A 24302-nucleotide genomic window follows, 5' to 3' on the forward strand; every position below is an offset into this window, starting at 1 on the left:
ATAAAGCAAACAAAAAACCCAGCTTTCGCTGGGTTTTCTATTTCTACTGATTATTCAGCAACAACGTTTACTGCTACAGTTGCATTCACTTCAGGGTGTAAGTGAATTTTAACTTGGTGTTCGCCAGTCGTACGAAGTGGACCTTCACCTAAACGAACCTCAGATTTAGCAACTTCAACACCTGCTGCAGTTAATGCTTCAGCGATGTCTTTAGCTGATACAGAACCGAATAAACGACCATCATCACCTGCAGTTGCAGATACTGATACTGCTGCTAATGCTGCAATTTTCGCTGCACGTTCTTGTGCAGTTGCTAATGCTGCTGCAGCTTTTGCTTCTAATTCTGCACGACGTGCTTCAAAGTGAGCAATGTTTGCCGCAGTTGCCATAACCGCTTTACCTTGTGGGATTAAGAAGTTACGAGCAAAACCAGATTTAACGGTTACTTGGTCGCCCACAGAACCTAAGTGAGCAACTTTGTCTAATAAAATAACTTGCATTGTACTCTCTCCTGATTATTGGTGGTTATCAGTATATGGAAGTAACGCAAGGTAGCGAGCGCGTTTGATTGCACGAGCTAATTGACGTTGATACTTCGCACGAGTACCAGTAATACGGCTAGGAACAATCTTGCCGCTTTCAGAAATGTAGTTCTTTAATGTAGCGATATCTTTGTAATCGATTTCAACAACATTTTCCGCTGTGAAACGGCAGAACTTACGACGACGGAAATAACGTGCCATTTGGCTTCTCCTGATCTATAAATTCAATTTGTTCGGTGTGTAAGACTAACTGATTTAAACCGTTAAAGTCTTTGTGAGTATGGATAAAACCTTTAATTCTCACACTCTCACCGAGCTTAATTTGTTGGGTTAAATAACTAAATTGATTACCTGCCAAAACCACTTGGATTTTGCACCACGCTTGGCGTTCTAAATTCACTTCGGTTTGGATTGAACGATGTTCTAACCAAAAACTGTAATGAGGGACTCCAAGAGGGCTTAGGCTTTGTTTAACCAAGCTGGAAACCGTTCCGCTTAAGATTAAACAATTATCAATCGGCGAATTACTCGCCAGCTTCCTCTGATTCAACTTCAGCTACCGCTTCAGCAACTTTGCTTTCTTTCGCTTTCACCATTGGTGACGCTTCAGTTACTGCCGCTTTAGTGTGAACGATTAAGTTACGAAGAACTGCATCGTTATAACGGAAGTTAGTTTCTAACTCGTCGATTACACTTTGAGGTGCTTCTACATTCATTAACACATAGTGTGCTTTGTGAAGTTTGTTGATTGGGTATGCTAATTGACGACGACCCCAATCTTCTAAGCGATGAACTTGACCGCCAGCTTCTTTTACAGACGCTGTGTAACGCTCAATCATTGCTGGTACTTGTTCGCTTTGGTCCGGGTGAACCATAAAAACGATTTCGTAGTGACGCATTGACTATCCTTACGGGTTAGCAGCCTCCAACTTTAGCCAGTCACCAACTTGTGGAAGCAAGGATTAAAAAACGAATGTGACTGAACGGCAGGATTATACTGAAAAAAGCCTATTTTGCAAGCAACAATTTCGTATTTTGCAAAAAATCCGAGAAAAACGACCGCTTGTCAGCAGATAAACAAATCAAGTACAATACGCAAACGTTTGCTTTATCATTTTTGCAAGGAATCCCAATGAATATTTTAATTATCGGCAACGGTGGGCGTGAACACGCTCTTGCTTGGAAAGTTCGTCAATCGCCGCTCGCAGACAAAGTCTTTGTCGCCCCCGGCAATGCCGGCACAGCGATGGAAAACGGCATTGAAAATGTAGCTATTTCCGCCACTGACGTGCCTGCCTTAGTTACATTCGCTAAACAAAATAGCGTAGGTTTGACGATTGTCGGCCCTGAAGCACCGTTAGTAGTTGGCGTGGTTGATGCTTTTCGAGCCCACGGTTTAACCATTTTCGGCCCGACCCAAGCCGCTGCTCAATTAGAAGGTTCTAAAGCATTTACCAAAGATTTCTTGGCTCGCCATCAGATTCCAACCGCAGAATACCAAAACTTCACCGAAATTGAACCGGCACTTGCCTACTTAAAACAAAAAGGTGCACCGATTGTAATCAAAGCAGACGGTTTAGCCGCAGGCAAAGGCGTAATTGTTGCAATGACTTTACAAGAGGCGGAAGATGCAGTGCGTGATATGCTGTCAGGCAACGCCTTTGGTGAAGCCGGCAGCCGTGTGGTGATCGAGGAATTTTTAGACGGAGAAGAGGCCAGTTTTATTGTGATGGTGGACGGCAAAAATGTCGAACCAATGGCAACCTCACAAGACCACAAACGTGTTGGCGAGGGCGATAGCGGCTTAAATACCGGCGGAATGGGGGCTTACTCCCCTGCTCCGGTGGTAACAAAGGCAATCCACCAACGTGTAATGGACGAAATTATTTACCCGACCGTGCAAGGAATGGCAAGCGAAAATACCCCTTACACCGGTTTTCTCTATGCCGGCTTAATGATTATGCCAAACGGTCAGCCGAAAGTGATTGAATTTAACTGCCGTTTTGGAGACCCTGAAACTCAGCCGATTATGATGCGTTTGGAATCAGACCTCGTTGAATTGTGCTTAAAAGCGTGCGAAGGCAAATTGGATAGCGTGCAATCAAAATGGTGTGAACAAGCCGCATTAGGCATTGTTTTAGCTGCCGCAGGCTACCCGGGCGATTACCGTAAAGGCGATGAAATCATAGGCATTCCGACCTCTACCTCCAATCAAAAAGTTTTCTTAGCAGGGGTTGAGCAAAAAGAAGGAAAACTGCTCACCAACGGTGGACGTGTACTTTGTGCCACCGCACTTGGCAACAGTGTATTTGAAGCTCAACAACAAGCCTTACAACTTGCCGAACAAATTCAATGGCAAGGCAAATTCTATCGCCGAGATATTGGCTACCGAGCAGTGGCAAGAAAACAAGCGAAATAATTTATAAACTCTTAAAACAAGGAAAAATTTATTATGAGTACAACACTTAATGAAATTAATATCACTGAACTCGATGCAGGCCCCGAAATTAAATCACTATCATTAAACGATGCAGTAAACTCTTTTCTAAATGACTCTGCGTGCCCTATATGTGGAAAAAACTGTCAATATTGGCAAAGACTAAAAAGATCTTTAAATAGAAAAGAAAATCAAGGTAAGGGAGATAAAGTTCTTGTGAAGAATCCATCTCCAATTTCTATTGAGAAAAATTTAATTAACGCTTATAAAGAATACAGAAAATTTGAAGAGGATTTAAAGGACAAAATCCACTCTCAAGAAAGTATATATGATCTAAAACTAGCTAAAGAATTATTTCATTCTTATACAAATTTAGCTAGTCATTTAAGTTTAGAGCAAGATAAAAATCATTTTAATGATAAAGCATTATTAAAGAATTATCCTGATAGTTTAAAAAGTGCTTTAGTACTTGCCGAATGGACTAAAGAATATCATGGCAAATATGATAACTTTATTAATGACATCAAATCAGATAATTGGACAAGTGCAGCAATTAACTTTCATTTAGGTATGGAGAAAGTACCATTAAATGATCTTATTTATAAAGAAATATATAACTACTGGGATAAAACATCATTGAAAGATGAATCAGAGAGGATTATATCAGCCAGTATTGAATTCAGTAACTATTTTGCTAATAAGTACTCTGAAAACATTGAAGAAGGTATTAAAAATGCAGAAAAAGAATTTAAAAAGAATTATAATAAAAGTCTAAGATATGATGCTAAAAAAGCACAGCAGAGGGTGCAAAAATATGTCGAAAAAGTCAACCAAAAGAATCCTCAGGCACTAAAAGATCTCGATAACATATCCAACTTAAAAAAAATTAATGAGAATTTAAAAAAAGCAGCAAAATTTACTGGTATTATTAGCAGTATTAAGGATTATTACGATCTAGCAGAAGGGTTTAGAAATGGCATAAAGTCTAATGATTGGGAACCTTTTTTAAAGACATCTGCTCAGATAGGTGCTTCAGCTTTAATGAGTATGTTAGTAGCCTCAATGATAACAGGCCCAACGACAATTGGGAGTATTATTATTAGTGCTGCATTTATTTCTATAGGGGGATATATTATTTCACTAGCTTCCCGTTAGATAGTCTTTGTTATACTCAATAGCCTACTATACTACCTATAGGCTATTGAACTATCATACATCAGCTCTATTAACCAAAAAAACAAAAAAAAATATTGCAAATAAAAATAAAATTATTGAGATAGGTCCAGAGTACATAATTAACTCATACTTTTTTTTAAGTTTAATCCTAAGAGCCTGAGCTACAAAAGGATATAAAAATAAATTAACCAGCAAATATAATAGAGTTATAAAATAAATGAAAAATGTATTTGAATTCCAGGCCTCAAAGCTACGCAAATCAGAAAAAAGCACAGCACAGGATATTAATAAAAACAAAAATGGTATATTTAATAATAAAACATAACCCTTTAGAGTTAAATTAAATTTTTTTAACATCATATCACAAAGACAAACCTGTTGCCTACTCTTCTTACTCATATTAATCTTCACAAGATCGTTATTTTAACAAATACAGTAAAGGAAAAAAGTCATAATGTCAAACAAACAAAATACAGCTCACTATTTTTACTCCCCAAATATTAAAGAGTATGCCAGCCCCTCTGCTTTTGAGAAAATAGAGCGGCTTTTAAATACCGATAACGATTTGCAAAAAAATAATCAAATTCTACCGCTTGTTAAAGTGATTACTCAGCCAAATGCCGAGCAACAAGCGGTCGAAATTTCGCTGAATTTTACAAATGTAGCAAAGTGGCAAATTGTGCTTGAAAATGGTGAGGTTCGGAACGGTGAAATTAAGGCAGAGCAATCAGTTCTAACCCTGCCTGCCGATTTGCCTTTAGGCTATCATCAGCTTTCTATTTCAACTGAAAATGATGAAGAATCTTGCTCGCTGATTGTAACACCGCCGAAAGCTTTCCAGCCTAAGCCATTGGAAGAAAGGAAAAAGCTCTGGGGTGCATTTTTACAGCTTTATACTTTGCGTTCCGATAACAACTGGGGAATTGGCGATTTTGGCGATCTCAAACAATTCCTTGCCAACATTTCTGATTATGGTGCAGATTTTGTGGGCTTAAACCCTATTCACGCCCTTTTTCCGGCAGATCCTGATGCGGCAAGCCCTTACAGCCCGTCCTCTCGACTTTGGCAAAATATTATTTATATTGATGTTTGTGCAGTAGAAGCCTTTCAACAATCTGAACAGGCTCAACAATGGTTTAACAGTGAAGAAACTCAACGGCAGCTTGCTGAATTGCGAGCGAAAGATTATGTCGATTACAGCCAAGTAGCGCAACTGAAATTAAAGGCTCTGCAGTTTGCTTTTGAGCATTTTTCACAGCCATCTCAACAACAATCGCAAACCGAGTTCAATGCCTTTATTGAGCAAGCGGGCGAGCCATTAAAAATCCAAGCGACGTTTGATGCCTTGCACCAATGGATTTCATCTGAATTTGGCGAAAAAGGCGGCTGGACAAACTGGGCGGAGGAATACCAAAGTTACCATTCGCCTAAAGTAGCAGAATTTCAAACCTCACAGGCAACGCAGATACGTTTTTATATGTGGTTGCAATTTGTGGCAAACCAGCAATTAGCAGAATGCAACCAATTTGCTCAATCACTTTCAATGCCGATTGGTTTTTACCGCGATTTAGCCGTTGGTGTTACCCAAAGCGGAGCAGAAACGTGGGCGGATAAAGCCTTATTTGTGCAAGAGGCGTCAATCGGTGCACCACCTGATATGCTCGCCCCGAACGGACAAAGTTGGGGGCTTTCGCCAATGCACCCGCATATTCTACAAAGCCGAGGTTATCAGCCGTTTATTGATTTAGTGCGAGCCAATATGCAACATTGTGGAGCGTTACGCATCGATCATATTCTCGGCTTTGCCCGTATGTGGTGGGTGGCGAACGGTGAATCGGCAAAAGAAGGGATTTATGTCTGTTATCCGCTCGAAGATTTGCTTTCTATTTTGGCATTAGAAAGCCAACGTCACCAATGTTTAGTGATTGCAGAGGCACTTGGCATTGTGCCTGAAGGCATTTTGGACTCTCTCGAGCAAAAGGGCATTTTTGCCTACAATGTTTTTTATTTTGAAAAGGCAGAAAACGCGTTTAAACCGCTGGAAAATTATCCTTACCAAGCGATGACAACTCTAAGCACCCACGATTTACCGACCATTCAAGGCTATTGGAAAGGCTATGATTTTGAGCTAGGCGAAAAATTTGACACTTACCCAAGCAAAGCCGTATTAAGAAAGCTAAAAGAAGAGCGTTCGTACGACCGCTTGAATATTCGCAATGCGGTAGAAAAAGTGATGGAACTCGAGCCAAATGAAGTCGGGGTCACAATGAAATTTACCCACCAATTACAACGCTATGTGGCTCACACTCACAGTGCATTGTTCGGCACACAGCCCGAAGATTGGCTCAATATGTTAGAGCCGGTGAACATTCCGGGAACCAGTAGCGAATACCCTAACTGGAGAAGAAAATTATCCGCAACTACCGAACAGATTTTTGCAAATAAAGATATTCAACAGCTGCTAAAGGATATAAACAAAATTCGTAAAGGATAATAACAAGCGGTCATTTTTAGGTAAATTTTTACCAAAAAATGACCGCTTGTGAATTAAATCTCTTGCTGATGATTCCTGTGTAGTTTGATCCAGTTGTAATAACCATAAATGGAGTTACATAAATACATCACATACATCACCAACAGTGGCAAGCTGGTTTCGCCGTTTTGGAAGTACATTGCCGTCCATAAAGAAATGGTCATAATATTCACGATAATCCACAATGCCCATTGCTCACGGTAGCGAAGTACCATCAGAATTTGTGCCACGATCGAAATAACCACTGTTGCACCATCTAATATAGCTAACGCACTGCCTAAATATTTAAGCAATTCAATATAAAGAAATGTGCCGATAATAGTGGTAATGGCGACAATCACCCACTGTTTTGCGGTTAAAGCTTTAGCAATTACCTCTTCCACACCGGCATTATTTACCGTGTTTTCGCTGGTCATATTTTTACGCCAAAAATAGAAACCGATAAATTGCACCGGCACATATACAAGTAAATTCAGCATCATTTCACCATATAACTGAAACGTATAAGAGATATAAGCATAAAGCGAAACGGAAATTAAGCCGAATAGATAGTTACTGATTTTTCCTTTACCGACAAATACCACGCATAAAATACCTGTTATTGCCGCAATGGTTGCAATCCAAGTATCAGGTTGATAAATAAAAATACCGATTTGAATCGCTAAAAAAGCAATCAACCAACTTGCCTCAAAAGTGGTCCAACCACTAAAAAACTCTTGTTTTAACTTAGTTGAAAAAGATGAACAGCCCATATTTCCTCCATATAAAGTGAAGTATTCTTTTCAAATTCTAAGTTATTTAAATTAAGAAATCAAAATACAGAGTACCTTTTGATAAATATACGAAACATTTATTATATTAATAAACCTATATTTAATTGGCATTTAACTAAATCAGTGTTTTTTAAAACTAAAAAACATACAAAAAACCAAATAAAACTCTACATTCCACCTCAATATTAGTACAAAACATAAAATTATAAAATAATACATTTATATCAAAAAATTGCTATATTTATTCCTAAAAAGCCACTATTTACACCATAAAACCTCACCTATATAATTTTTTCAGCCTATCTGCATATATTAGCTAGGCAATACTCAAATCATTAAAATTATTAAAAATAAGAACAGGAGTAGTTCTATGAATAAAATTTATCGCATTGTTTGGAACCATGCAAAACGAACTTGGATTGTTGCTTCTGAATTATCAAGAAGTGCTAATAAATCTAATGCAACAAATACATCACTAACCACTAATATTATTAAACTTAGCACACTAAGTCTTGCGCTTTCTGCAGGTTTTGCAATTGCTGCAACCTATTCACCAACCTATGGGACCATACCAGATAATAACCCACAAACATCTATCGCAATTGGTGATGGATCTAAAGTTAACTCAACACTAGTAAGTACAATAACAGGCTTAGAAGGAAATAGCGGTAAAGTTTCTACCGCATTAGGGTATAACACAACCGCGACAGCCGATTTTTCAACTGCATTAGGAGGCTTTGCTAACGCTAGTTTTGCTTCAACAGCTGTTGGTGGACAAGCCACTGCCGATAAACGTTCCGTAGCAGTAGGGTACAATGCAACCGCAATGGGCTTACGTGAAGTTTTTATTGGCGATCATGCCGGATTAAATCACTCTAACAGCACAGAATACAATATTGGTATTGGTTATTCGGCTAGCTCTAATGTAACAGGAAACAATACGATTTCTATTGGTAATACTGCTGGAGACGGTACTAGTGGTAGCCACAATATTGCAATTGGTACTTATGCTAATGCAAAACTAGCAGGACCTACTACAAATGTAACCAGTGATAATAATATCGCTATCGGTAATTCCGCTCTTGCAAATGGTGTTAATAATTACAAAACTACAGCAGCAACAGGAGAAACGGTAATAGGAAAAGCAACTGCTGTAGGTAGTCATGCCAATGCAACCGGCATTGTTAGCTCCGCCTATGGTGCTGAAGCTAACGCAACAGCTATTCACTCCACAGCAATTGGTTATGAAGCAAAGACTTCAGGCCATGGTGCAACCTCATTAGGTTATTATGCAAATGCAACAGCAAATTTAACGACTGCTGTTGGTACTAGTGCAAGTGCAACCAACGATTATGCTTCTGCATTTGGCCGTGAAGCCAATGCAAGTGGAGGTTCAGCAACCGCTTTAGGCAATCGAGCTACTGCATCAGGCGCGGCTTCTGTTGCACTAGGGGTAAGCGCTAAAGCAACAAATCAACGCACAATTGCAATTGGAGAATCATCAAATGCTTCCGGCTTTAATGCAACCGCTATAGGTCGAAATGCCACTGCTGAACATACTGATTCGATAGCGCTAGGTAGCAACTCAGTTACAGCTATAGCCATACCAACTACAAATGCAACTGTAAATGGTATTACATATAGTGACTTTGCCGGAACAAATCCAATTGCTACAGTAAGTATTGGGGCGGAAGGCAAAGAGAGAACTATCACCAATGTTGCTGCAGGACGTATATCTTTAAGCTCTACAGATGCCATAAACGGTTCACAATTATATTTAACACAACAAGCTATAGGTAATGTTGCTGCAACAACCGCAAATATCTTAGGTGGTGGGGCAGCTGTTACTGAAAATGGAAATATCACTTTCCCAACCTACGCTTTAGTGAATGGCACACCAGATGCAGATAAAGAAGGCAAACAAGGGAAATACACTACTGTTTCTGCAGCACTAAGCGCATTAAACACAGCGGTGATCAGCCCGTTAACCTTTGCCGGTGATACAGGGACTAATTTTGAGCGCCATCTAGGTTCAACAGTCAAGTTCGAAGGCGGATCTACAGGCATATTAACCGAGAATAATATTGGTGTTGTAGCTGATGGCAATAGTACTTTAACCATAAAATTAGCAGAAAAAGTTAACTTAGGCGCTAATGGTTCATTAACAACAGGTGATACCGTTGTTAACAATACAGGTATCACCATCGCTAACGGCGTTGCAGACAAACCGGTAAGTCTTACTAAATCTGGCTTAGATAATGGCGGTAATAAAATCGCCAATGTTGCCGCAGGCGATGTAGATACTGATGCGGTCAATGTCAGTCAACTCAAACAAGCTATCAGCAAATTTGCAACTCATTATGTTAGTATTTCAGATGATGGCATTCAACGTGCTAACTATGATAATTCAGGCTCTAGCGGTGTTAATTCAATGGCTATCGGCGTTGCAACAAGTGCTAATGGTGAGCTGGCAACCGCATTAGGCTCTGAAGCAGAAGCAAACGGTGAACGTACAACTGCAGTTGGTCCTCGCGCAACAGCTGATGGTATGAATGCAACTTCTATAGGCTACAATGCGAATGCAAATGCAACAAATGCCCTAGCGGTTGGTTCTGCAGCCAATGCAAATGCTGATACCTCAACAGCTATTGGTACAGCTTCAACAGCGACAGCTACCCGTGCAACTGCATTAGGCTCTAAATCTGAAGCTACCGGTGAAAATTCAACCGCTGTAGGTTATGAAGCAAGTTCAATCGGTGCAGGTTCTCTTGCTGCAGGCTATAACGCAAATGCTTCGGGTACACAGTCAACCGCTTTAGGTAACTCTGCTAATGCAGGTGGAATATGGTCAACTTCTGTGGGTAGAAATGCCAATGCTACAGGTAGCTCTGCGATTGCTTTAGGTAATAGTGCAAATGCAGCCGGTGTAGCTTCTATTGCATTAGGTGTTTCATCACAAGCAACAACAACTGCTGCAGTGGCTCTTGGCCAAAATGCAAAAGCAACACACCAAGGTTCTGTTGCATTAGGTACTAACTCTGAAACAGTAGCCACAGTTGCAACAAAAAGTGCAACGCTAAATGGCAATACATACACATTTGCAGGTACTACGCCAAGCTCAACTGTAAGTATTGGTTCTGTAGGCAATGAACGTACTTTAACGAATGTTGCAGCTGGTCGTATTTCGGACTCATCAACGGATGCCATCAACGGTTCACAACTTTATGCTGCTTACACCGAAATTGATGGTTTAAATACGAAAGTGGATGAGTTAAGTAATGGCGCACTTACTTTTGTAGATGATGCTGGTACTGAAATTGTTCGTAAATTAGGTGCTTCTCTGAATGTTAAAGGTGGAGCCGATGCAACCATATTGACTGATAATAATATCGGTGTAGTGGCAACAGATGCTAACACATTAACAGTTAAATTAACGAAAGACATTGATTTAACTCCTGCCGGCTCCGTAGCTGTTGGTAATTCAAAACTAAATAACAACGGCTTAACCATTAATAATGGCCCAAGTGTCACAATGACAGGTGTCGATGCTGGCAAATTAAAAATAACTAATGTAGCTGATGGTGATATTTCACCTATCTCAGCAGATGCAGTTAATGGCAGCCAACTTTACGATACGGCAAATACTATTGCTACCGCTTTAGGTGGTAATTCAAGTGTAAATGCAAATGGTGCTGTTTCAGCCCCAAGCTATACTGTGGTTGATGGCGTTCCTACAAATGAGGTTAGTAAAACGGTCAATAATGTAGGCTCTGCAATTACTGCGTTAAATGATGCAGTAACCAGCCCACTAACATTTGCAGGTGATACCGGCACGCCATCTCAACGTAAATTAGGTTCTACTGTTACAGTAAAAGGTGGGATATCTAACGAATCACAACTAACTGATAATAATATCGGGGTTATTTCAAATGGTAATGGTTCATTAACGGTTAAATTAGCTAAAGATATTAAAGTTAATTCTGTCACAGCTCAAACAGTAACAGCTAACATTGCTGTAGCCGATACTGTTAAGACTGGTGATACAACCATTGATACTAATGGATTAACTATTGTAGGGGGACCGAGTATAACTAAAACAGGTATTAATGCAGCAGGAACAAAAGTGACTAACGTAAAAGCAGGAACTGAAGATACTGATGCAGTTAACTTTAGCCAATTAAAAGCAACAGAAAAAAATATCAATAATAAGATCAATAATATTGATTCAAAAGTAAACAAAGTTGATAAACGTTTACGCGCTGGTATTGCTGGTGCAACTGCAACCGCAGGTTTACCGCAAGCATATCTACCAGGTAAAAGTATGTTAGCAACGGCTGGAGGTACATACCGTAATGAAGCTGCAATCGCAGTAGGTTATTCTCGGATTTCAGATAACGGGAAGGTTATCTATAAATTAACTGGGAACAGCAATACCAGAGGCGACTTTGGTGGTAGTATTGGCATGGGTTATCAATGGTAATTTTCCAATAGAAAATTGATTTATTGCTGAATAAAAAAGGTTTACAGAGTTTCTGATCTGTAAACCTTTTTTCTATAATTATCTATCAATTATGGATTAAAAGGGAAGAAAATCGGAATTAATACTATCCCTAAAATCCAGTAGATTACATTTAGCGGTAAACCAATTTTAATGAAATCGGTAAATTTATAACCACCTGCACCATATACCATCGTGTTGGTTTGGTAACCCACGGGGGTCATAAAGCTGGTTGCAGCCGCAAACATTACGGCAATAATGAATGGGGAAGCATCTACCTCTAACATTTTAGCGGTAGAAACCGCAATAGGCGTAAGCAACACGGCAGTCCCTGCATTACTCATAAATTCGGTTAACACCATTGTCAGTAAATATAATACAGCTAACACCACTAAAGGCCCGAACTCCCCTACTTTACCAAGCGTGTTATCAACAATAAATTGCGCCGCCCCACTATTTGCCATCGCTTCACCTAATGGCAGTAATCCAGCTAAGACTAAGATGATTTTCCAGTCAATAGATTGATAGGCTTCTTCAGCCGTTAAACAACCGGCAACACACATCGCAACTGCACCAATCAAGGCGCTCACTGAAATTGAAATCCAGCCTAATGCTGCTGTTGCCACCACCGAAACCATTACCCCTAAAGCAAATTTGCTTTTCCACGACTCCTCAGTTTTGACTAAATCAGAGGATAACACAATAAAGTCTTTATCTTGGCGTAACGTATCCATATCCTCTTTTGGTAATGTGAGTAATAAAATATCCCCCATTTTAAAAGCAGTGGTGCGTAAACGCTCACGAATTACTTTACTTTGGCGTTGAATGCCTAACACCGTTGCATTTTTATTCCAACGCTGTTGTAAAATAGGAATAGTCCCTCCTATCCAACGAGAGATCGGAGAAATCATCACTTCAGCCACCATCAAGTCTTCATCCAGATTATCTTCATCATTCTCACGGCGTCCATACACAACGTGGTGCAATCCATATTTTTCTCGCACTTTTGCTAAATTTTCCGATTCACCCCGCAACAATAAAATATCGTGTTTTTGTAATACTTGATGACTCGGTGTCGATAATCTTTCCCCATCACGCAGAACACCGATAGTAAATAGATTAAATTCTTCATTTAATCCTGATTCAAAGGTACTTTTGCCAATTAATACAGAGTCTTTATTTACTTTAAGTTCAGAAACATATTTTCCAAACCCCTCACCATCTTCAAGTTGCAAATGTGATTCGGGTAATAAGAAACGGCTGGTCACTAATAAATAGGCAACCCCAACCACTAAAAAAATAATCCCCAAGGGGGCAAATTCAAACATACCAAAACCGGAATGCCCTTGCTTTTGAGCGATTGCATTAACTAATAAATTAGTGGAGGTACCGATCAGTGTACAAACACCTGCCATTTGAGAAGAAAATGATAATGGAATAAGGGCTTTGGAAGGAGCCATTTTTATATTCTGTGCTGCGGCAATCACAATCGGAATTAATACTGCAACCACTGCCGTATTATTCACAAAAGGAGAAACAGCAGCATTTACGCCACAGAGTACAAGCAAGAATAACCAAGGGGATTTTACCTTAGCAAGTAAACTGCCTACGCTATCTAAAGCCCCACTATTTTGTAAACCAGCAGCTAATACAAACATTGCGGTTACGGTTACAGTAGCTGAGTTTGAAAATCCACTTAGGGCGGATTTGGTATCAACTTGCCCCAATAATACTAATGAACACAGTACCAAAATAGCGACAGCATCCATTCGCATTTTTTCAGTTGCAAATAAAAATACGGCAATCCCAGTAACTGCCAATGTTGCAACAATATCCCAAGACATAAATACTCCTTTTTCGAAAGAAAATAGCTGCATTAGCAGAACCAATGCAGCCCAAAAGATGGTGTTTAGCCACGATATTTTTGATGTTGTTTTACCGCTTTACGAATTTGGCGGATATTGGTTCGGCGGCGGTTTGCCCCTACTTCCACTTTCGTTTCGGTTTCAGGCGGTAACCCTACCAGCTCACGCAAGTAATTAACTTGTTCTAAGCCCATTTCTTCCCAGCCGCCACGCGGTAAAGCTTTATCTAATTTGATATTGCCGTAACGGATACGAATCAAACGGCTGACTTCTACCCCTTGAGATTCCCACAAGCGGCGAACCTCACGGTTACGCCCTTCGGTTAAAGTTACATCAAACCATTGGTTCAAGCCTGTGCCACCCACAACCTTAATTTGTTTAAAGTTTGCCGGCCCGTCTTCCAACTGAACCCCTTTGCGTAAGCGTTGTAACATCGCATCGTCAATGTTGCCGAACACACGCACCGAATATTCACGTTCGACTTCACGGCTTGGGTGCATTAAACGGTTGGCTAATTCACCATCGGTAGTGAACAATAATAAGCCTGAGGTGTTAATATCTAACCGCCCGACTGCAATCCAACGTGCACCACTTAAACGAGGTAAGCGGTCAAATACGGTGGCACGTCCTTCCGGATCGGAACGGGTGCAAAGCTCCCCTTCCGGTTTGTAATACATCAATACACGGCAGATCTCTTTTTGTGCCGGCATTAAATTAACCAAATGCCCGTCAATGCGAATTTTAGTCGATGAGCTCACTTGCACACGATCACCAAGGGTAGCTATTTTACCGTCCACGCTCACACGTCCGGCAGCGATAATCTCTTCTAATTCACGGCGAGAACCTTGCCCTGCTCGTGCTAAGATTTTTTGTAGCTTTTCGCCGACTACTTTGGCTTTTTTCTCTTGAGATGCCACTCCACTAGCGGTCGTTTTTTCCACTTTTTTTGCAATTCTCTGCGTTAATGGCTTAGAAGTTGGACGCGATAGCTTTTCTGAGGTTTTGCCAAATTTGCGTTCAGATTTTTGCTCTTCTTTTTTAAATGAGGGACGGCTTTCACCACGTTTATCTGAACGGAAAGTCGCAGTTGATTTTTTTTGAAAAGTTGTCATAAAGTTCCTTTTGTCGCTTTCACAAGCGTCTGAGTATTTTGCTCTCTCCCCTTGTGGGAGAGAGACCGAAAAAGACTTCGTTCAGAAGGATTTTTCAGAGAGGGGAAAGTTTCATTTGCAACATTTTTACAAAAAATAACCGCTTCCCTTCTCCCTGCTTTTTTTCTGAACGAAGAAAAATCTGTCCCTCTTCCACAAGGGGAGAGGGTAACTATATTAATTAAACGGTGTTGGATCGCCCGATCCTTCTCGAATAATAACCGGCACGTCATCGGTTAAGTCAACTACCGTTGTAGGCTGCTGCCCTAAATAACCACCGTGGATAATTAAATCCACCCGATTTTGCAAATGATCCCGAATTTCATCAGGGTCTGACTCGGTCATTTCCGTCTCCGGCAACATTAAAGAGCAGGAAAGAATCGGCTCACCTAAGGCAGAAATTAACGCCAAGGCAATCGCATTATCCGGCACACGAATCCCCACTGTTTTACGTTTTGTCATCAGCCTGCGAGGAAGTTCCTTGGTTGCCGGCAGAATAAAAGTATAAGGATTCGGGGTATTATTCTTAATTAAGCGATAGGCTTGATTATTGACCAACGCGTAGATAGAAAGCTCGGATAAATCACTACAAACTAAGGTAAAATTGTGATTTTCCGGCAATTTACGAATTGCTACAATTCTATCCATTGCGTGCTTATCGCCCATTGCACAACCGAGAGCATAGCCTGAATCGGTAGGGTAAACAATTACGCCACCGTTTCGAATAATCTCTACCGCTTGGTTAATTAAGCGTTGCTGTGGGTTATCGGGGTGGATATAAAAAAATTGTGTCATAGTCTCAAGCCTTCGACTTTCTAAAAATTGGGCTAATTATACACCAAGTTCGCCCAAGCTCGCATAATTATCTGGAATATATAATTATCTAGAATAATTGCTTGACTTCTTTTTAATGTACTAGTTTAATAGTACGAAAAATTGAATAGGAATTTGCTATGCCTCAATTAACGATTACTCAAACAGAACTACCCTATTTTGCCGATACAACTCGTGTTTATTACGCATTATGCGGCGAATGCCCACATACGCTATTATTAGACTCAGCGGAAATTCAAAGTAAAAACAGTGTAAAAAGTTTGCTGTTTGCAAAATCGGCAGTGCATATTTTCTGTGAAGATCAAACCGTGACTTTCCACGCTTTAACCCCAAACGGGGATGCGGTTTTACCTTTGATTGCAAACGCATTGAGCCTGTTAAACCCTGCTCCGACTTGCAAATTTTTAGACAAAAACGACCGCTTGCAAGCGATTTTCCCAGCCATCAGCAACCAGTTAGATGAAGACAGCAAGCTCAAAACCACCACCGTGTTTGACGGGCTAAGAACGGTGAGCCAACTGTTTGCCGATTCCGCATCGCCTATCTATTTGGGCGGATTATTTAGCTACGATTTGGTGGCAAATTTTATTCCAATGGAAAATATCAGCCTGCAAGATGATGGCTTAAGCTGCCCGGATTACAGTTTCTATTTAGCAGAGCAACTGGTTACAATCGATCACCAAACAGAAACTGCGGTGCTAAACACTTTCTGTTTTGAGCAGAATGAGCAAGCAAGTTTGAACCAACAAGCGGTCGAATTTACGCAAAAACTTGCAAATCTCTCACATATTGAGCTACCTCTAGCAAGCCAAACCGCAACAAGTGAGGCGACCGCCAACATTGAAGATGAGGATTTCAAAGCGATTATCCGCAAGCTCAAACACCATATTAATATCGGTGATGTGTTCCAAATTGTGCCGTCTCGCCGTTTCAGCTTGCCTTGCCCGAACACTCTTGCCAGCTATAAACAGCTCAAAATCAATAATCCAAGCCCGTATATGTTCTATATGCAGGGGGAAAATTTCACTCTGTTTGGGGCGTCGCCTGAAAGTGCGTTGAAATATTCGCAAGCCAACCGCCAGTTGGAAATCTACCCGATTGCCGGCTCTCGCCCTCGTGGCTTTGATGAACAAGGCAATATCGATCCTGAATTGGATTCCCGTTTGGAATTAGAACTGCGTTTAGACCAAAAAGAGCTTGCCGAACATTTAATGTTGGTCGATCTTGCCCGTAATGATGTGGCTCGTGTGAGCGAATCCGGCACTCGCCGTGTGGTCGATTTAATGCAAATTGACCGCTATTCGCAAATTATGCATTTGGTTTCCCGTGTGATCGGCACACTTCGAGCCGATCTTGACGCTCTGCACGCTTATCAAGCCTGTATGAATATGGGTACATTAACAGGTGCACCGAAAATTAAAGCAATGCAGCTGATCTACCAAGTCGAGCAACAAAAACGCCATAGCTACGGCGGTGCAGTGGGCTATTTAACCTCAGACGGCAATTTAGATACCTGTATCGTGATCCGCTCCGCCTTTGTGCAAAACGGCATTGCCTATGTGCAAGCCGGTTGTGGTGAGGTGCTGGATTCCGACCCACAATTAGAGGCTGATGAAACACGCCATAAAGCACGGGCGGTGTTAAAAGCGATTGGGCAGGTGAATGCAAAAGCATAAGGACAAACTATGGCAAATATTCTTTTTATTGATAATTTCGACTCTTTTACCTATAACTTGGTCGATCAATTTCGTGAATTAGGGCATCAGGTAACGATTTTCCGCAATGATTATCCGCTTGAGGATTTTTTAGCCAAAGCTGAAACCACCGAAAATTGTTTGGTTGCCCTTTCCCCCGGCCCGGGTAATCCGGCTGAAGCTGGGAATATGCTGGAAATTATTCGTCGTCTGAAAAACAAAATACCGATGATTGGCATTTGTTTAGGACATCAAGCTCTAATTGAGGCCTTTGGCGGCAAAGTAGTGCATACCGGCGCGGTGTTACACGGCAAAGTTTCTCGTATTGAACACGATAATCAAGCAATGTTTGCAGGCATTAACAATCCAATGCCTGTTGCCCGTTACCACTCATTAATGGGCGATGAATTACCGGCAGAATTTATCGTCAATGCAAAATTTGAACATATTGTGATGGCAATTCGCCACAAAACCTTACCGATTTGCGGTTTCCAGTTCCACCCGGAATCCATTTTAACCGTGCAAGGCACAAAATTACTTAAACAGTCGGTGGAATGGTTATTAGGAGCAAAAAATGATTAGTGTATATGGATTAAAACAAACCTTAGCAGACCGCAGAGCCCTCATTGCAGACGTGATTTTTGACTGTATGCAAATGAGCCTTGGCGTGCCGAAACAACGCCACGCCTTGCGTTTTGACTTATTGGATGCGGAAAATTTCTATCCCCCAATTAACCGTAGCCAAGATTTTATTGTGATTGAAATTAACCTGATGCAAGGGCGGAGCGAACAGCTCAAAAAACGCTTAATTAAAGGGCTGTTTAGTGCCTTACACACCAAAGTCGGCATTGTACCGATGGACGTTGAAATCACCATTAAAGAACAGCCAGAGCATTGCTGGGGCTTTCGTGGAATGACCGGCAACGAGGCAACCGATTTGGAATATCAGGTACATCGCTAATTAAAAAGGAAGAGACTATGCAAGCACTATTCGATAAATTATTTGCAAACCAAGCCCTAACCCAAACGGAATCTCACCGTTTTTTTAGTGAAGTGATAAAAGGCAATATGTCGAATGAACAACTGGCTGCCGCCCTGATTGCCCTAAAACTGCGTGGCGAAACGGTGGCAGAAATTGCAGGAGCAGCCAACGCTGCACTAGAAAATGCCAATCCGTTCCCAACGCCTGATTACCCTTTTGCGGATATTGTCGGCACAGGTGGCGATGGGCATAATACCATCAACATTTCTACCACAAGTGCGATAGTTGCCGCCACAATGGGCTATAAAATTGCCAAACACGGCAACCGCAGTGTATCAAGCAAAACCGGCTCGAGCGATGTATTAACCCATCTAGGCATTAATGTCGCCGTTTCGCCTGAAACCGCACGCCAAGCCCTCGATGTCACTGGCATTTGCTTTTTGTTTGCCCCCACTTACCACAGCGGATTCAAATATGCCGCTCCGGTTCGCCAAGCGCTAAAAACCCGCACGATTTTCAATATTTTAGGGCCTTTAGTAAACCCGGCTCACGCTAAACGCCAATTACTCGGTGTGTATTCTCCTGAGTTAGTGAAAGTCTATGCCGAAACCGTAAAAGCCTTAGGTTACGAACACACTATTGTGGTACACGGAGCCGGCTTAGATGAAGTTGCGGTTCACGGCGAAACGCAGGTTGCGGAAATCAAAAACGGGCAGATTGAATACTACACCTTAACGCCGGAAGATTTCGGCATTGAACGCCATTCGTTAGAAGATCTCAAAGGCGGTGAACCTGCAGAAAATGCCGAAAAAGTAACCTCTATTTTACAAGGAAAAGGTAAACTGGCTCATATTGATGCGGTGGCAGCAAATGTCGCATTATTAATGAAAACCTTTGGAGAAGATGATTTAAAAGCCAATGTGCAAAAAGTAAAAGAAACGCTTGAGAGTGGAAAAGCGTTAGAAACTTTGCGAAAATTATCGACTTACTAATCATATCGTAGTGGCGGGTTTTAACCCGCCTTATTTTATATTTGTTTAAAGGCTATTAAGTGAAAAAAAGCATTTACGACACCCCGATTTTCTTTGAGCGTTACCAACAACTTCGTCAAAATCCAATCAGTATGAATGAAGTGGTGGAAAAGCCGACAATGTTCTCTCTGCTACCAGACTTAAACGGCAAAAAAGTGTTGGATTTAGGTTGTGGCACAGGGGTTCATTTAGCCCATTATTTAACGCTCGGTGCAGAAAAAGTGGTCGGGTTGGATTTATCTGAATTAATGTTGCAGCAAGCGGAAACCACACTCTCTATTAATTGGCAAAAAGACGAAAAATTCTCACTCTACTGCTTGCCGATGGAACGTTTAGATGAAATTCAAGAGAGCGATTTTGATGTTGTGACCAGCTCTTTTGCCTTTCACTATATTGAGGATTTTGCCTCACTCCTTGCAAAAATTTCGCAAAAAATGACTGCTTGTGGCACGCTGATTTTCTCGCAAGAACACCCGATTGTCACATGTTACCGAGAAGGCTATCGTTGGGAGAAAAACCAAGAAAAACAACAAGTTGCTTACCGCTTGAACTATTATCGGGAAGAGGGCGAACGGGACAGAAGTTGGTTTCAACAACCCTTTAAAACCTACCACCGCACAATAGCAACCATTGTGAATAACCTCATTCAAGGCGGATTTGAGGTTGTGCAAATGGAAGAACCAATGCTGGCAGACCAACCCCAGTGGCACAATGAATTTAAAGATTTACAGCACCGCCCGCCGTTGCTGTTTATCAAGGCGATCAAGCAGAAATAAAGTGGTTATTTTACAACCAATCAAACGCTATTTTGCAAAAACTATTTGCTCAATGTTAAGGAAACCACTATTATTTTAACACCAGTACGGAGCGGTAGTTCAGCTGGTTAGAATACCTGCCTGTCACGCAGGGGGTCGCGGGTTCGAGTCCCGTCCGTTCCGCCAACAAATTTAAGCCTCTGAGAAATCAGAGGCTTTTTTGCTTTTAAAAATACTATTCTAGCCCCCTCTTTAGAAAAGAGGGGCTGGGGGAGATTTGATACGATGTCCAAATTTCGTATGAGCGTAAAATAATTTCTGCCAAATCTCCCCTAACCCCTCTTTGCTAAAGAGGGGAAATTAAGAGTATTTATTAACATTACTTCCAAATTAACTGCTTAATTTGCCCCAACCCATTTAACCTTGTGCTGGTTAAATTTTGTGAAATTTTTAGCTCATCAAAAATCGTTTTTAAGTCAAAGGCTTTCAGCTCTTCTGACGTTTTTTCGGTTAAAGCTACGCTCACTACAAATAAAATCCCCTGCATTAAACGGGCATCGCTATATGCCACTACTTTTCGTGGCTCAGCTTGAAATTCAAACCATAAACGGCTTTCACAGCCCTCAATTTCCGCTATTTGTGCCAACTCTTGCTCACTTGGTTTTGGTAACAAGCGACTTAGCTGAATTAACAAGCGGTATCTTTCTTCCCACGATTTACAACGTTCAAATTTTTGGTAAATTTCTGTTAATGTCATAATTTCCTCATCATTTGCAAAAGATTTTAACAATCTGACCGCTTGTTGTTAATGATTTTCTGAAAATTTGCTAGAATAGCGAGATTTTGTATTACGACAGAGGAAAACAAAATGGCATTAGTCCCAATGGTGGTGGAACAGACCTCAAAAGGCGAACGTTCTTACGACATTTATTCACGTTTATTAAAAGAGCGTATTATTTTTTTAAACGGTCAGGTGGAAGACAATATGGCAAACCTGATTGTGGCACAACTTCTGTTTTTAGAAGCCGAAGATCCGGAAAAAGACATCTATTTATACATTAACTCACCGGGCGGTGTAGTAACGGCAGGCTTGGCAATTTACGATACAATGAATTTCATCAAGCCGGATGTAGCAACCCTTTGCACCGGGCAAGCAGCTTCAATGGGTGCATTTTTGCTTTCAGCCGGGGCAAAAGGCAAGCGTTTTGCACTCCCGCACGCACGCATTATGATTCACCAGCCTTTAGGTGGAGCGAGAGGTCAAGCAACCGATATTCAAATTCAAGCGGAAGAAATTTTACGCTTGAAAGCTACCCTTACCCGCCGTATGGCAGAACACAGCGGTCAGAGCTATGAAAAAGTGTTAGCCGATACCGAGCGTGATAATTTTATGTCTGCGGAAGAAGCCGCTGAGTATGGCTTAATCGACAAAGTATTAACTTCTCGCAGTGAGGTGGCGTAATGGCATTTGAAAAAGAACCCCACTGTAGTTTTTGCGGTAAAAAACGAACCGAAGTCGATCAATTAGTCGAAGGCACGGAAGGCTATATTTGTAATGAATGTATCGAGGAATCCTACGCCTTATTACACGGTGAGGAAGAGCCGTTAATTGATGAAAACCAAGATGATGAAGGCAGCTTTTTCACCAATGTACCGACACCACACGAATTACACGCTCATTTAGACGATTATGTCATCGGTCAGAAACACGCTAAAAAAGTGCTTTCGGTCGCCGTTTACAATCATTACAAACGCTTAAGAAGTGCATTGTCAAACCATCAAGCCACTAACGGTGTAGAGCTAGGCAAAAGTAACATTTTATTAATCGGGCCGACCGGTAGCGGTAAAACCTTGTTGGCGGAAACCCTTGCCCGCCGTTTAAACGTGCCTTTTGCAGTGGCTGATGCTACTACCCTTACCCAAGCAGGCTATGTGGGAGAAGATGTCGAAAATGTGATTCAAAAATTATTGATGAAATGCGATTTTGAAGCAGAACAAGCGGAACGAGGCATTGTTTTTATTGATGAAATCGACAAAATCACCCGTAAATCGGAAAGTGCCTCCATTACCCGTGATGTATCGGGTGAAGGCGTTCAACAGGCATTATTGAAACTATTAGAAGGCACGGTGGCGAACATTAACCCACAAGGCGGTCGCAAACACCCGAAAGGCGAAACCATTCCGGTGGACACCTCTAAAATTCTCTTTATTTGCGGCGGTGCTTTTGCCGGTTTAGATAAAATCGTGGAAGCCCGTACCAACACTCAAGGTGGTATCGGTTTTGCTGCAGCATTGAAAAAAGATAAAGATCGCCAAGATTTAACCGAGCTATTCAAACAAGTTGAACCGGAAGATTTAGTCAAATTCGGCTTAATTCCTGAATTAATCGGGCGTTTACCGGTAGTGACTCCGCTGCAAGAGTTGGACGAAGAAGCTCTGATTCAAATCTTAACCGAGCCGAAAAATGCAATCATCAAGCAATATCAAGCCTTATTCGAAATGGAAGGCGTTGAATTGCACTTCACCAAAGACGCATTAATTTCAATTGCCCAAAAAGCGATTAGCCGCAAAACCGGGGCACGCGGGTTACGTTCTATTGTCGAAAACTTACTCCTTGACACAATGTACGATCTCCCAACCCTCAATGCGAAAAAAGTGACCATCGGCAAAGGTTGTGTTGAAAACGGCGATAAGCCGAAGGTGGAGTGACCCACCTCATTATTTATTAAAAGGTGCGTAAAAAAACGCACCTTTTTGATAACTTAGTGAATTTATCGCTCAAATTAATGAGCGATAAAATGAGCGATAAAATGGGCGATAAAATGAAAATCTGGCAAACAAAATCCCTTATCACTTGGCTGCTTTCGCCGCTTTCGTTGCTATTTTGGCTGATTAGTCAAGCTCGCAAGCGGTTGTATTCTCTGAATATTTTGCAATCGTACCGCTCGCCTGTGCCTGTGTTGGTAGTCGGTAATATTTCAGTTGGGGGCAACGGAAAAACGCCAGTGGTGGTTTGGCTGGTAGAGCAATTGCAACAGCGTGGCGTGAAAGTAGGTGTGATTTCCCGAGGCTATGGCGGTAAAGCGAAAACTTTTCCACAATTAGTCACTCAAACCAGCTCGGCGGAAATGGTCGGCGATGAACCTGTGTTGATTGTTCAGCGAACCAATGTGCCTTTGGCTATTTCGCCAAACCGCCAACAAAGCATTGAATTACTATTAAGTCAGTTTGAGCCGGACATCATCATCACCGATGATGGCTTGCAACACTATGCCCTACAGCGAGATATGGAATGGGTGGTGGTTGATGGCGTAAGACGTTTCGGTAACGGCTTTGTGCTGCCGGCAGGCGGATTGCGTGAATTACCAAGCCGTTTAGATTCTGTACAAGCGGTTATTTGCAACGGCGGCACACCGCAAGCTAACGAGCATTTAATGACGCTTGAACCGTCTGATGCAATTAATTTAGTCACCAATCAACGCAAGCCATTAAGCGAATTTACCCAACCCTGTGTGGCGATTGCCGGTATCGGTCACCCACCACGCTTTTTTACGATGTTAGAAAAATTAGGCATTCCGCTTGCCAAAACTCAAGGCTTTGCCGATCATCAAGCCTTTGATAAGGCTCAGCTGGCTCAATTTGCTGATAGCCAAACGCCGTTATTAATGACCGAGAAAGATGCGGTAAAATGCCACGATTTTGCACAGCCAAATTGGTGGTATGTACCGGTTTCTGCAACATTTTCAGAAAAATCGACCGCTTGTTTATTAGCCCCGATTCTACAAAAACTAGGAAAAGAAGATGAACGAAACACTACTCAATAACCTCGTCTGCCCTGTCTCTAATGAAAAATTAGAATGGGACAAAGAGAACAACCGATTAATTAACCCTAAGCTCAAAATTGCTTATCCGATTAAAAACGGCATTCCAGAATTACTGCCGGAAGCCGGAGTGGCATTATAAACTGAATAAATATTAGCAAGCCTGATTAAATCGGGTAAAATAGCAACAATAACCTTGGTTCGTATTAA

The 24302-nt window shown here is 41.4% G+C and carries 22 protein-coding genes and 1 tRNA gene; 14 read left to right on the forward strand and 9 right to left on the reverse strand.

Annotation, left to right across the window (positions count from 1 at the left end; genetic code table 11):
- Window positions 1-50: 50 nt before the first annotated feature.
- From rplI to rpsF, 4 genes are read right to left on the reverse strand one after another with little or no spacing between them, the layout of a single operon-like run.
- Window positions 51-500, reverse strand: a complete 450-nt coding sequence (gene rplI, locus EL242_RS09700) for a 50S ribosomal protein L9 (protein ID WP_126302422.1) — start codon at window positions 498-500, stop codon at window positions 51-53.
- A gap of 15 nt (window positions 501-515) precedes the next feature.
- Window positions 516-743 (reverse strand): 30S ribosomal protein S18, encoded by a 228-nt coding sequence (gene rpsR / locus EL242_RS09705; RefSeq protein WP_005598105.1) that lies wholly within the window; start codon window positions 741-743, stop codon window positions 516-518.
- On the reverse strand, window positions 718-1092 hold the full coding sequence (priB, locus tag EL242_RS09710; RefSeq protein WP_126302423.1) for a primosomal replication protein N: 375 nt from the start codon (window positions 1090-1092) through the stop codon (window positions 718-720). Before priB ends, rpsR begins: the two co-directional genes overlap by 26 nt.
- Window positions 1067-1441: a 30S ribosomal protein S6 gene (rpsF, locus tag EL242_RS09715; RefSeq protein ID WP_005598107.1), complete on the reverse strand. Its 375-nt coding sequence runs from the start codon at window positions 1439-1441 to the stop codon at window positions 1067-1069. The genes priB and rpsF overlap by 26 nt, the downstream gene beginning before the upstream one ends.
- Window positions 1442-1674: 233 nt before the next feature.
- Between rpsF and purD the strand changes: the two genes are divergently transcribed.
- The 3 genes from purD (at window position 1675) to malQ (ending at window position 6649) form a co-directional block, all read left to right on the forward strand.
- On the forward strand, window positions 1675-2961 hold the full coding sequence (purD, locus tag EL242_RS09720; protein WP_006249069.1) for a phosphoribosylamine--glycine ligase: 1287 nt from the start codon (window positions 1675-1677) through the stop codon (window positions 2959-2961).
- A gap of 33 nt (window positions 2962-2994) precedes the next feature.
- Window positions 2995-4134, forward strand: a complete 1140-nt coding sequence (locus EL242_RS09725; RefSeq protein WP_006251901.1) for a hypothetical protein — start codon at window positions 2995-2997, stop codon at window positions 4132-4134.
- Between the two features lie 475 nt (window positions 4135-4609).
- On the forward strand, window positions 4610-6649 hold the full coding sequence (gene malQ / locus EL242_RS09730) for a 4-alpha-glucanotransferase (RefSeq protein ID WP_126302424.1): 2040 nt from the start codon (window positions 4610-4612) through the stop codon (window positions 6647-6649).
- Window positions 6650-6702: 53 nt separating this feature from the next.
- Here malQ and pnuC read toward each other — a convergent pair whose 3' ends face one another.
- The gene (gene pnuC / locus EL242_RS09735; protein WP_126302425.1) at window positions 6703-7440 is read right to left on the reverse strand and encodes a nicotinamide riboside transporter PnuC; all 738 of its coding nucleotides are present in this window, start codon (window positions 7438-7440) and stop codon (window positions 6703-6705) included.
- A 391-nt stretch (window positions 7441-7831) separates the two neighbouring features.
- Between pnuC and EL242_RS09740 the strand changes: the two genes are divergently transcribed.
- The gene (locus EL242_RS09740; RefSeq protein ID WP_126302426.1) at window positions 7832-11941 is read left to right on the forward strand and encodes a YadA-like family protein; all 4110 of its coding nucleotides are present in this window, start codon (window positions 7832-7834) and stop codon (window positions 11939-11941) included.
- 89 nt (window positions 11942-12030) lie between these two features.
- Here the strand turns inward: EL242_RS09740 and EL242_RS09745 are convergent, their stop codons facing one another.
- From EL242_RS09745 to EL242_RS09755, 3 genes are all read right to left on the reverse strand, one after another.
- Window positions 12031-13803, reverse strand: a complete 1773-nt coding sequence (locus EL242_RS09745; RefSeq protein WP_126302427.1) for an SLC13 family permease — start codon at window positions 13801-13803, stop codon at window positions 12031-12033.
- A 65-nt stretch (window positions 13804-13868) separates the two neighbouring features.
- Window positions 13869-14936 (reverse strand): 23S rRNA pseudouridine(2605) synthase RluB, encoded by a 1068-nt coding sequence (gene rluB, locus EL242_RS09750; protein WP_126302428.1) that lies wholly within the window; start codon window positions 14934-14936, stop codon window positions 13869-13871.
- A 216-nt stretch (window positions 14937-15152) separates the two neighbouring features.
- Complete coding sequence (locus EL242_RS09755; protein ID WP_006251892.1) at window positions 15153-15770, reverse strand: L-threonylcarbamoyladenylate synthase; 618 nt, start codon at window positions 15768-15770, stop codon at window positions 15153-15155.
- Between the two features lie 158 nt (window positions 15771-15928).
- On the opposite strand from EL242_RS09755, the gene EL242_RS09760 reads away from it, so the two are divergent.
- The 6 genes from EL242_RS09760 (at window position 15929) to EL242_RS09785 (ending at window position 20457) form a co-directional block, all read left to right on the forward strand.
- Window positions 15929-17485 carry an anthranilate synthase component 1 gene (locus EL242_RS09760; protein ID WP_126302429.1) on the forward strand — a complete coding sequence of 519 codons (1557 nt, stop codon included), beginning with the start codon at window positions 15929-15931 and terminating at the stop codon, window positions 17483-17485.
- A gap of 9 nt (window positions 17486-17494) precedes the next feature.
- Window positions 17495-18085 (forward strand): aminodeoxychorismate/anthranilate synthase component II, encoded by a 591-nt coding sequence (locus tag EL242_RS09765; protein WP_126302430.1) that lies wholly within the window; start codon window positions 17495-17497, stop codon window positions 18083-18085.
- On the forward strand, window positions 18078-18464 hold the full coding sequence (locus EL242_RS09770) for a tautomerase family protein (protein WP_006251889.1): 387 nt from the start codon (window positions 18078-18080) through the stop codon (window positions 18462-18464). Before EL242_RS09765 ends, EL242_RS09770 begins: the two co-directional genes overlap by 8 nt.
- Before the next feature lie 17 nt (window positions 18465-18481).
- Window positions 18482-19477, forward strand: a complete 996-nt coding sequence (gene trpD, locus EL242_RS09775) for an anthranilate phosphoribosyltransferase (protein WP_126302431.1) — start codon at window positions 18482-18484, stop codon at window positions 19475-19477.
- A gap of 59 nt (window positions 19478-19536) precedes the next feature.
- Window positions 19537-20292, forward strand: a complete 756-nt coding sequence (locus EL242_RS09780) for a class I SAM-dependent DNA methyltransferase (RefSeq protein WP_126302432.1) — start codon at window positions 19537-19539, stop codon at window positions 20290-20292.
- Window positions 20293-20380: 88 nt separating this feature from the next.
- Window positions 20381-20457, forward strand: a tRNA-Asp gene (locus EL242_RS09785).
- 193 nt (window positions 20458-20650) lie between these two features.
- Here EL242_RS09785 and EL242_RS09790 read toward each other — a convergent pair.
- Window positions 20651-21028, reverse strand: coding sequence for a SufE family protein (locus EL242_RS09790; protein WP_126302433.1), 378 nt, complete (start codon window positions 21026-21028; stop codon window positions 20651-20653).
- 111 nt (window positions 21029-21139) lie between these two features.
- Between EL242_RS09790 and clpP the strand changes: the two genes are divergently transcribed.
- From clpP to EL242_RS09810, 4 genes are all read left to right on the forward strand, one after another.
- Window positions 21140-21733, forward strand: a complete 594-nt coding sequence (gene clpP / locus EL242_RS09795) for an ATP-dependent Clp endopeptidase proteolytic subunit ClpP (RefSeq protein WP_006249054.1) — start codon at window positions 21140-21142, stop codon at window positions 21731-21733.
- Window positions 21733-22980: an ATP-dependent protease ATP-binding subunit ClpX gene (clpX, locus tag EL242_RS09800; protein ID WP_126302434.1), complete on the forward strand. Its 1248-nt coding sequence runs from the start codon at window positions 21733-21735 to the stop codon at window positions 22978-22980. Before clpP ends, clpX begins: the two co-directional genes overlap by 1 nt.
- Before the next feature lie 113 nt (window positions 22981-23093).
- On the forward strand, window positions 23094-24095 hold the full coding sequence (lpxK, locus tag EL242_RS09805; protein WP_126302750.1) for a tetraacyldisaccharide 4'-kinase: 1002 nt from the start codon (window positions 23094-23096) through the stop codon (window positions 24093-24095).
- Complete coding sequence (locus tag EL242_RS09810; RefSeq protein WP_126302435.1) at window positions 24073-24234, forward strand: Trm112 family protein; 162 nt, start codon at window positions 24073-24075, stop codon at window positions 24232-24234. The genes lpxK and EL242_RS09810 overlap by 23 nt, the downstream gene beginning before the upstream one ends.
- The last annotated feature ends 68 nt before the right edge of the window (window positions 24235-24302 follow it).

The sequence above is a fragment of the Mannheimia haemolytica genome, assembly GCA_900638155.1.
GTDB lineage: Bacteria > Pseudomonadota > Gammaproteobacteria > Enterobacterales > Pasteurellaceae > Mannheimia > Mannheimia glucosida.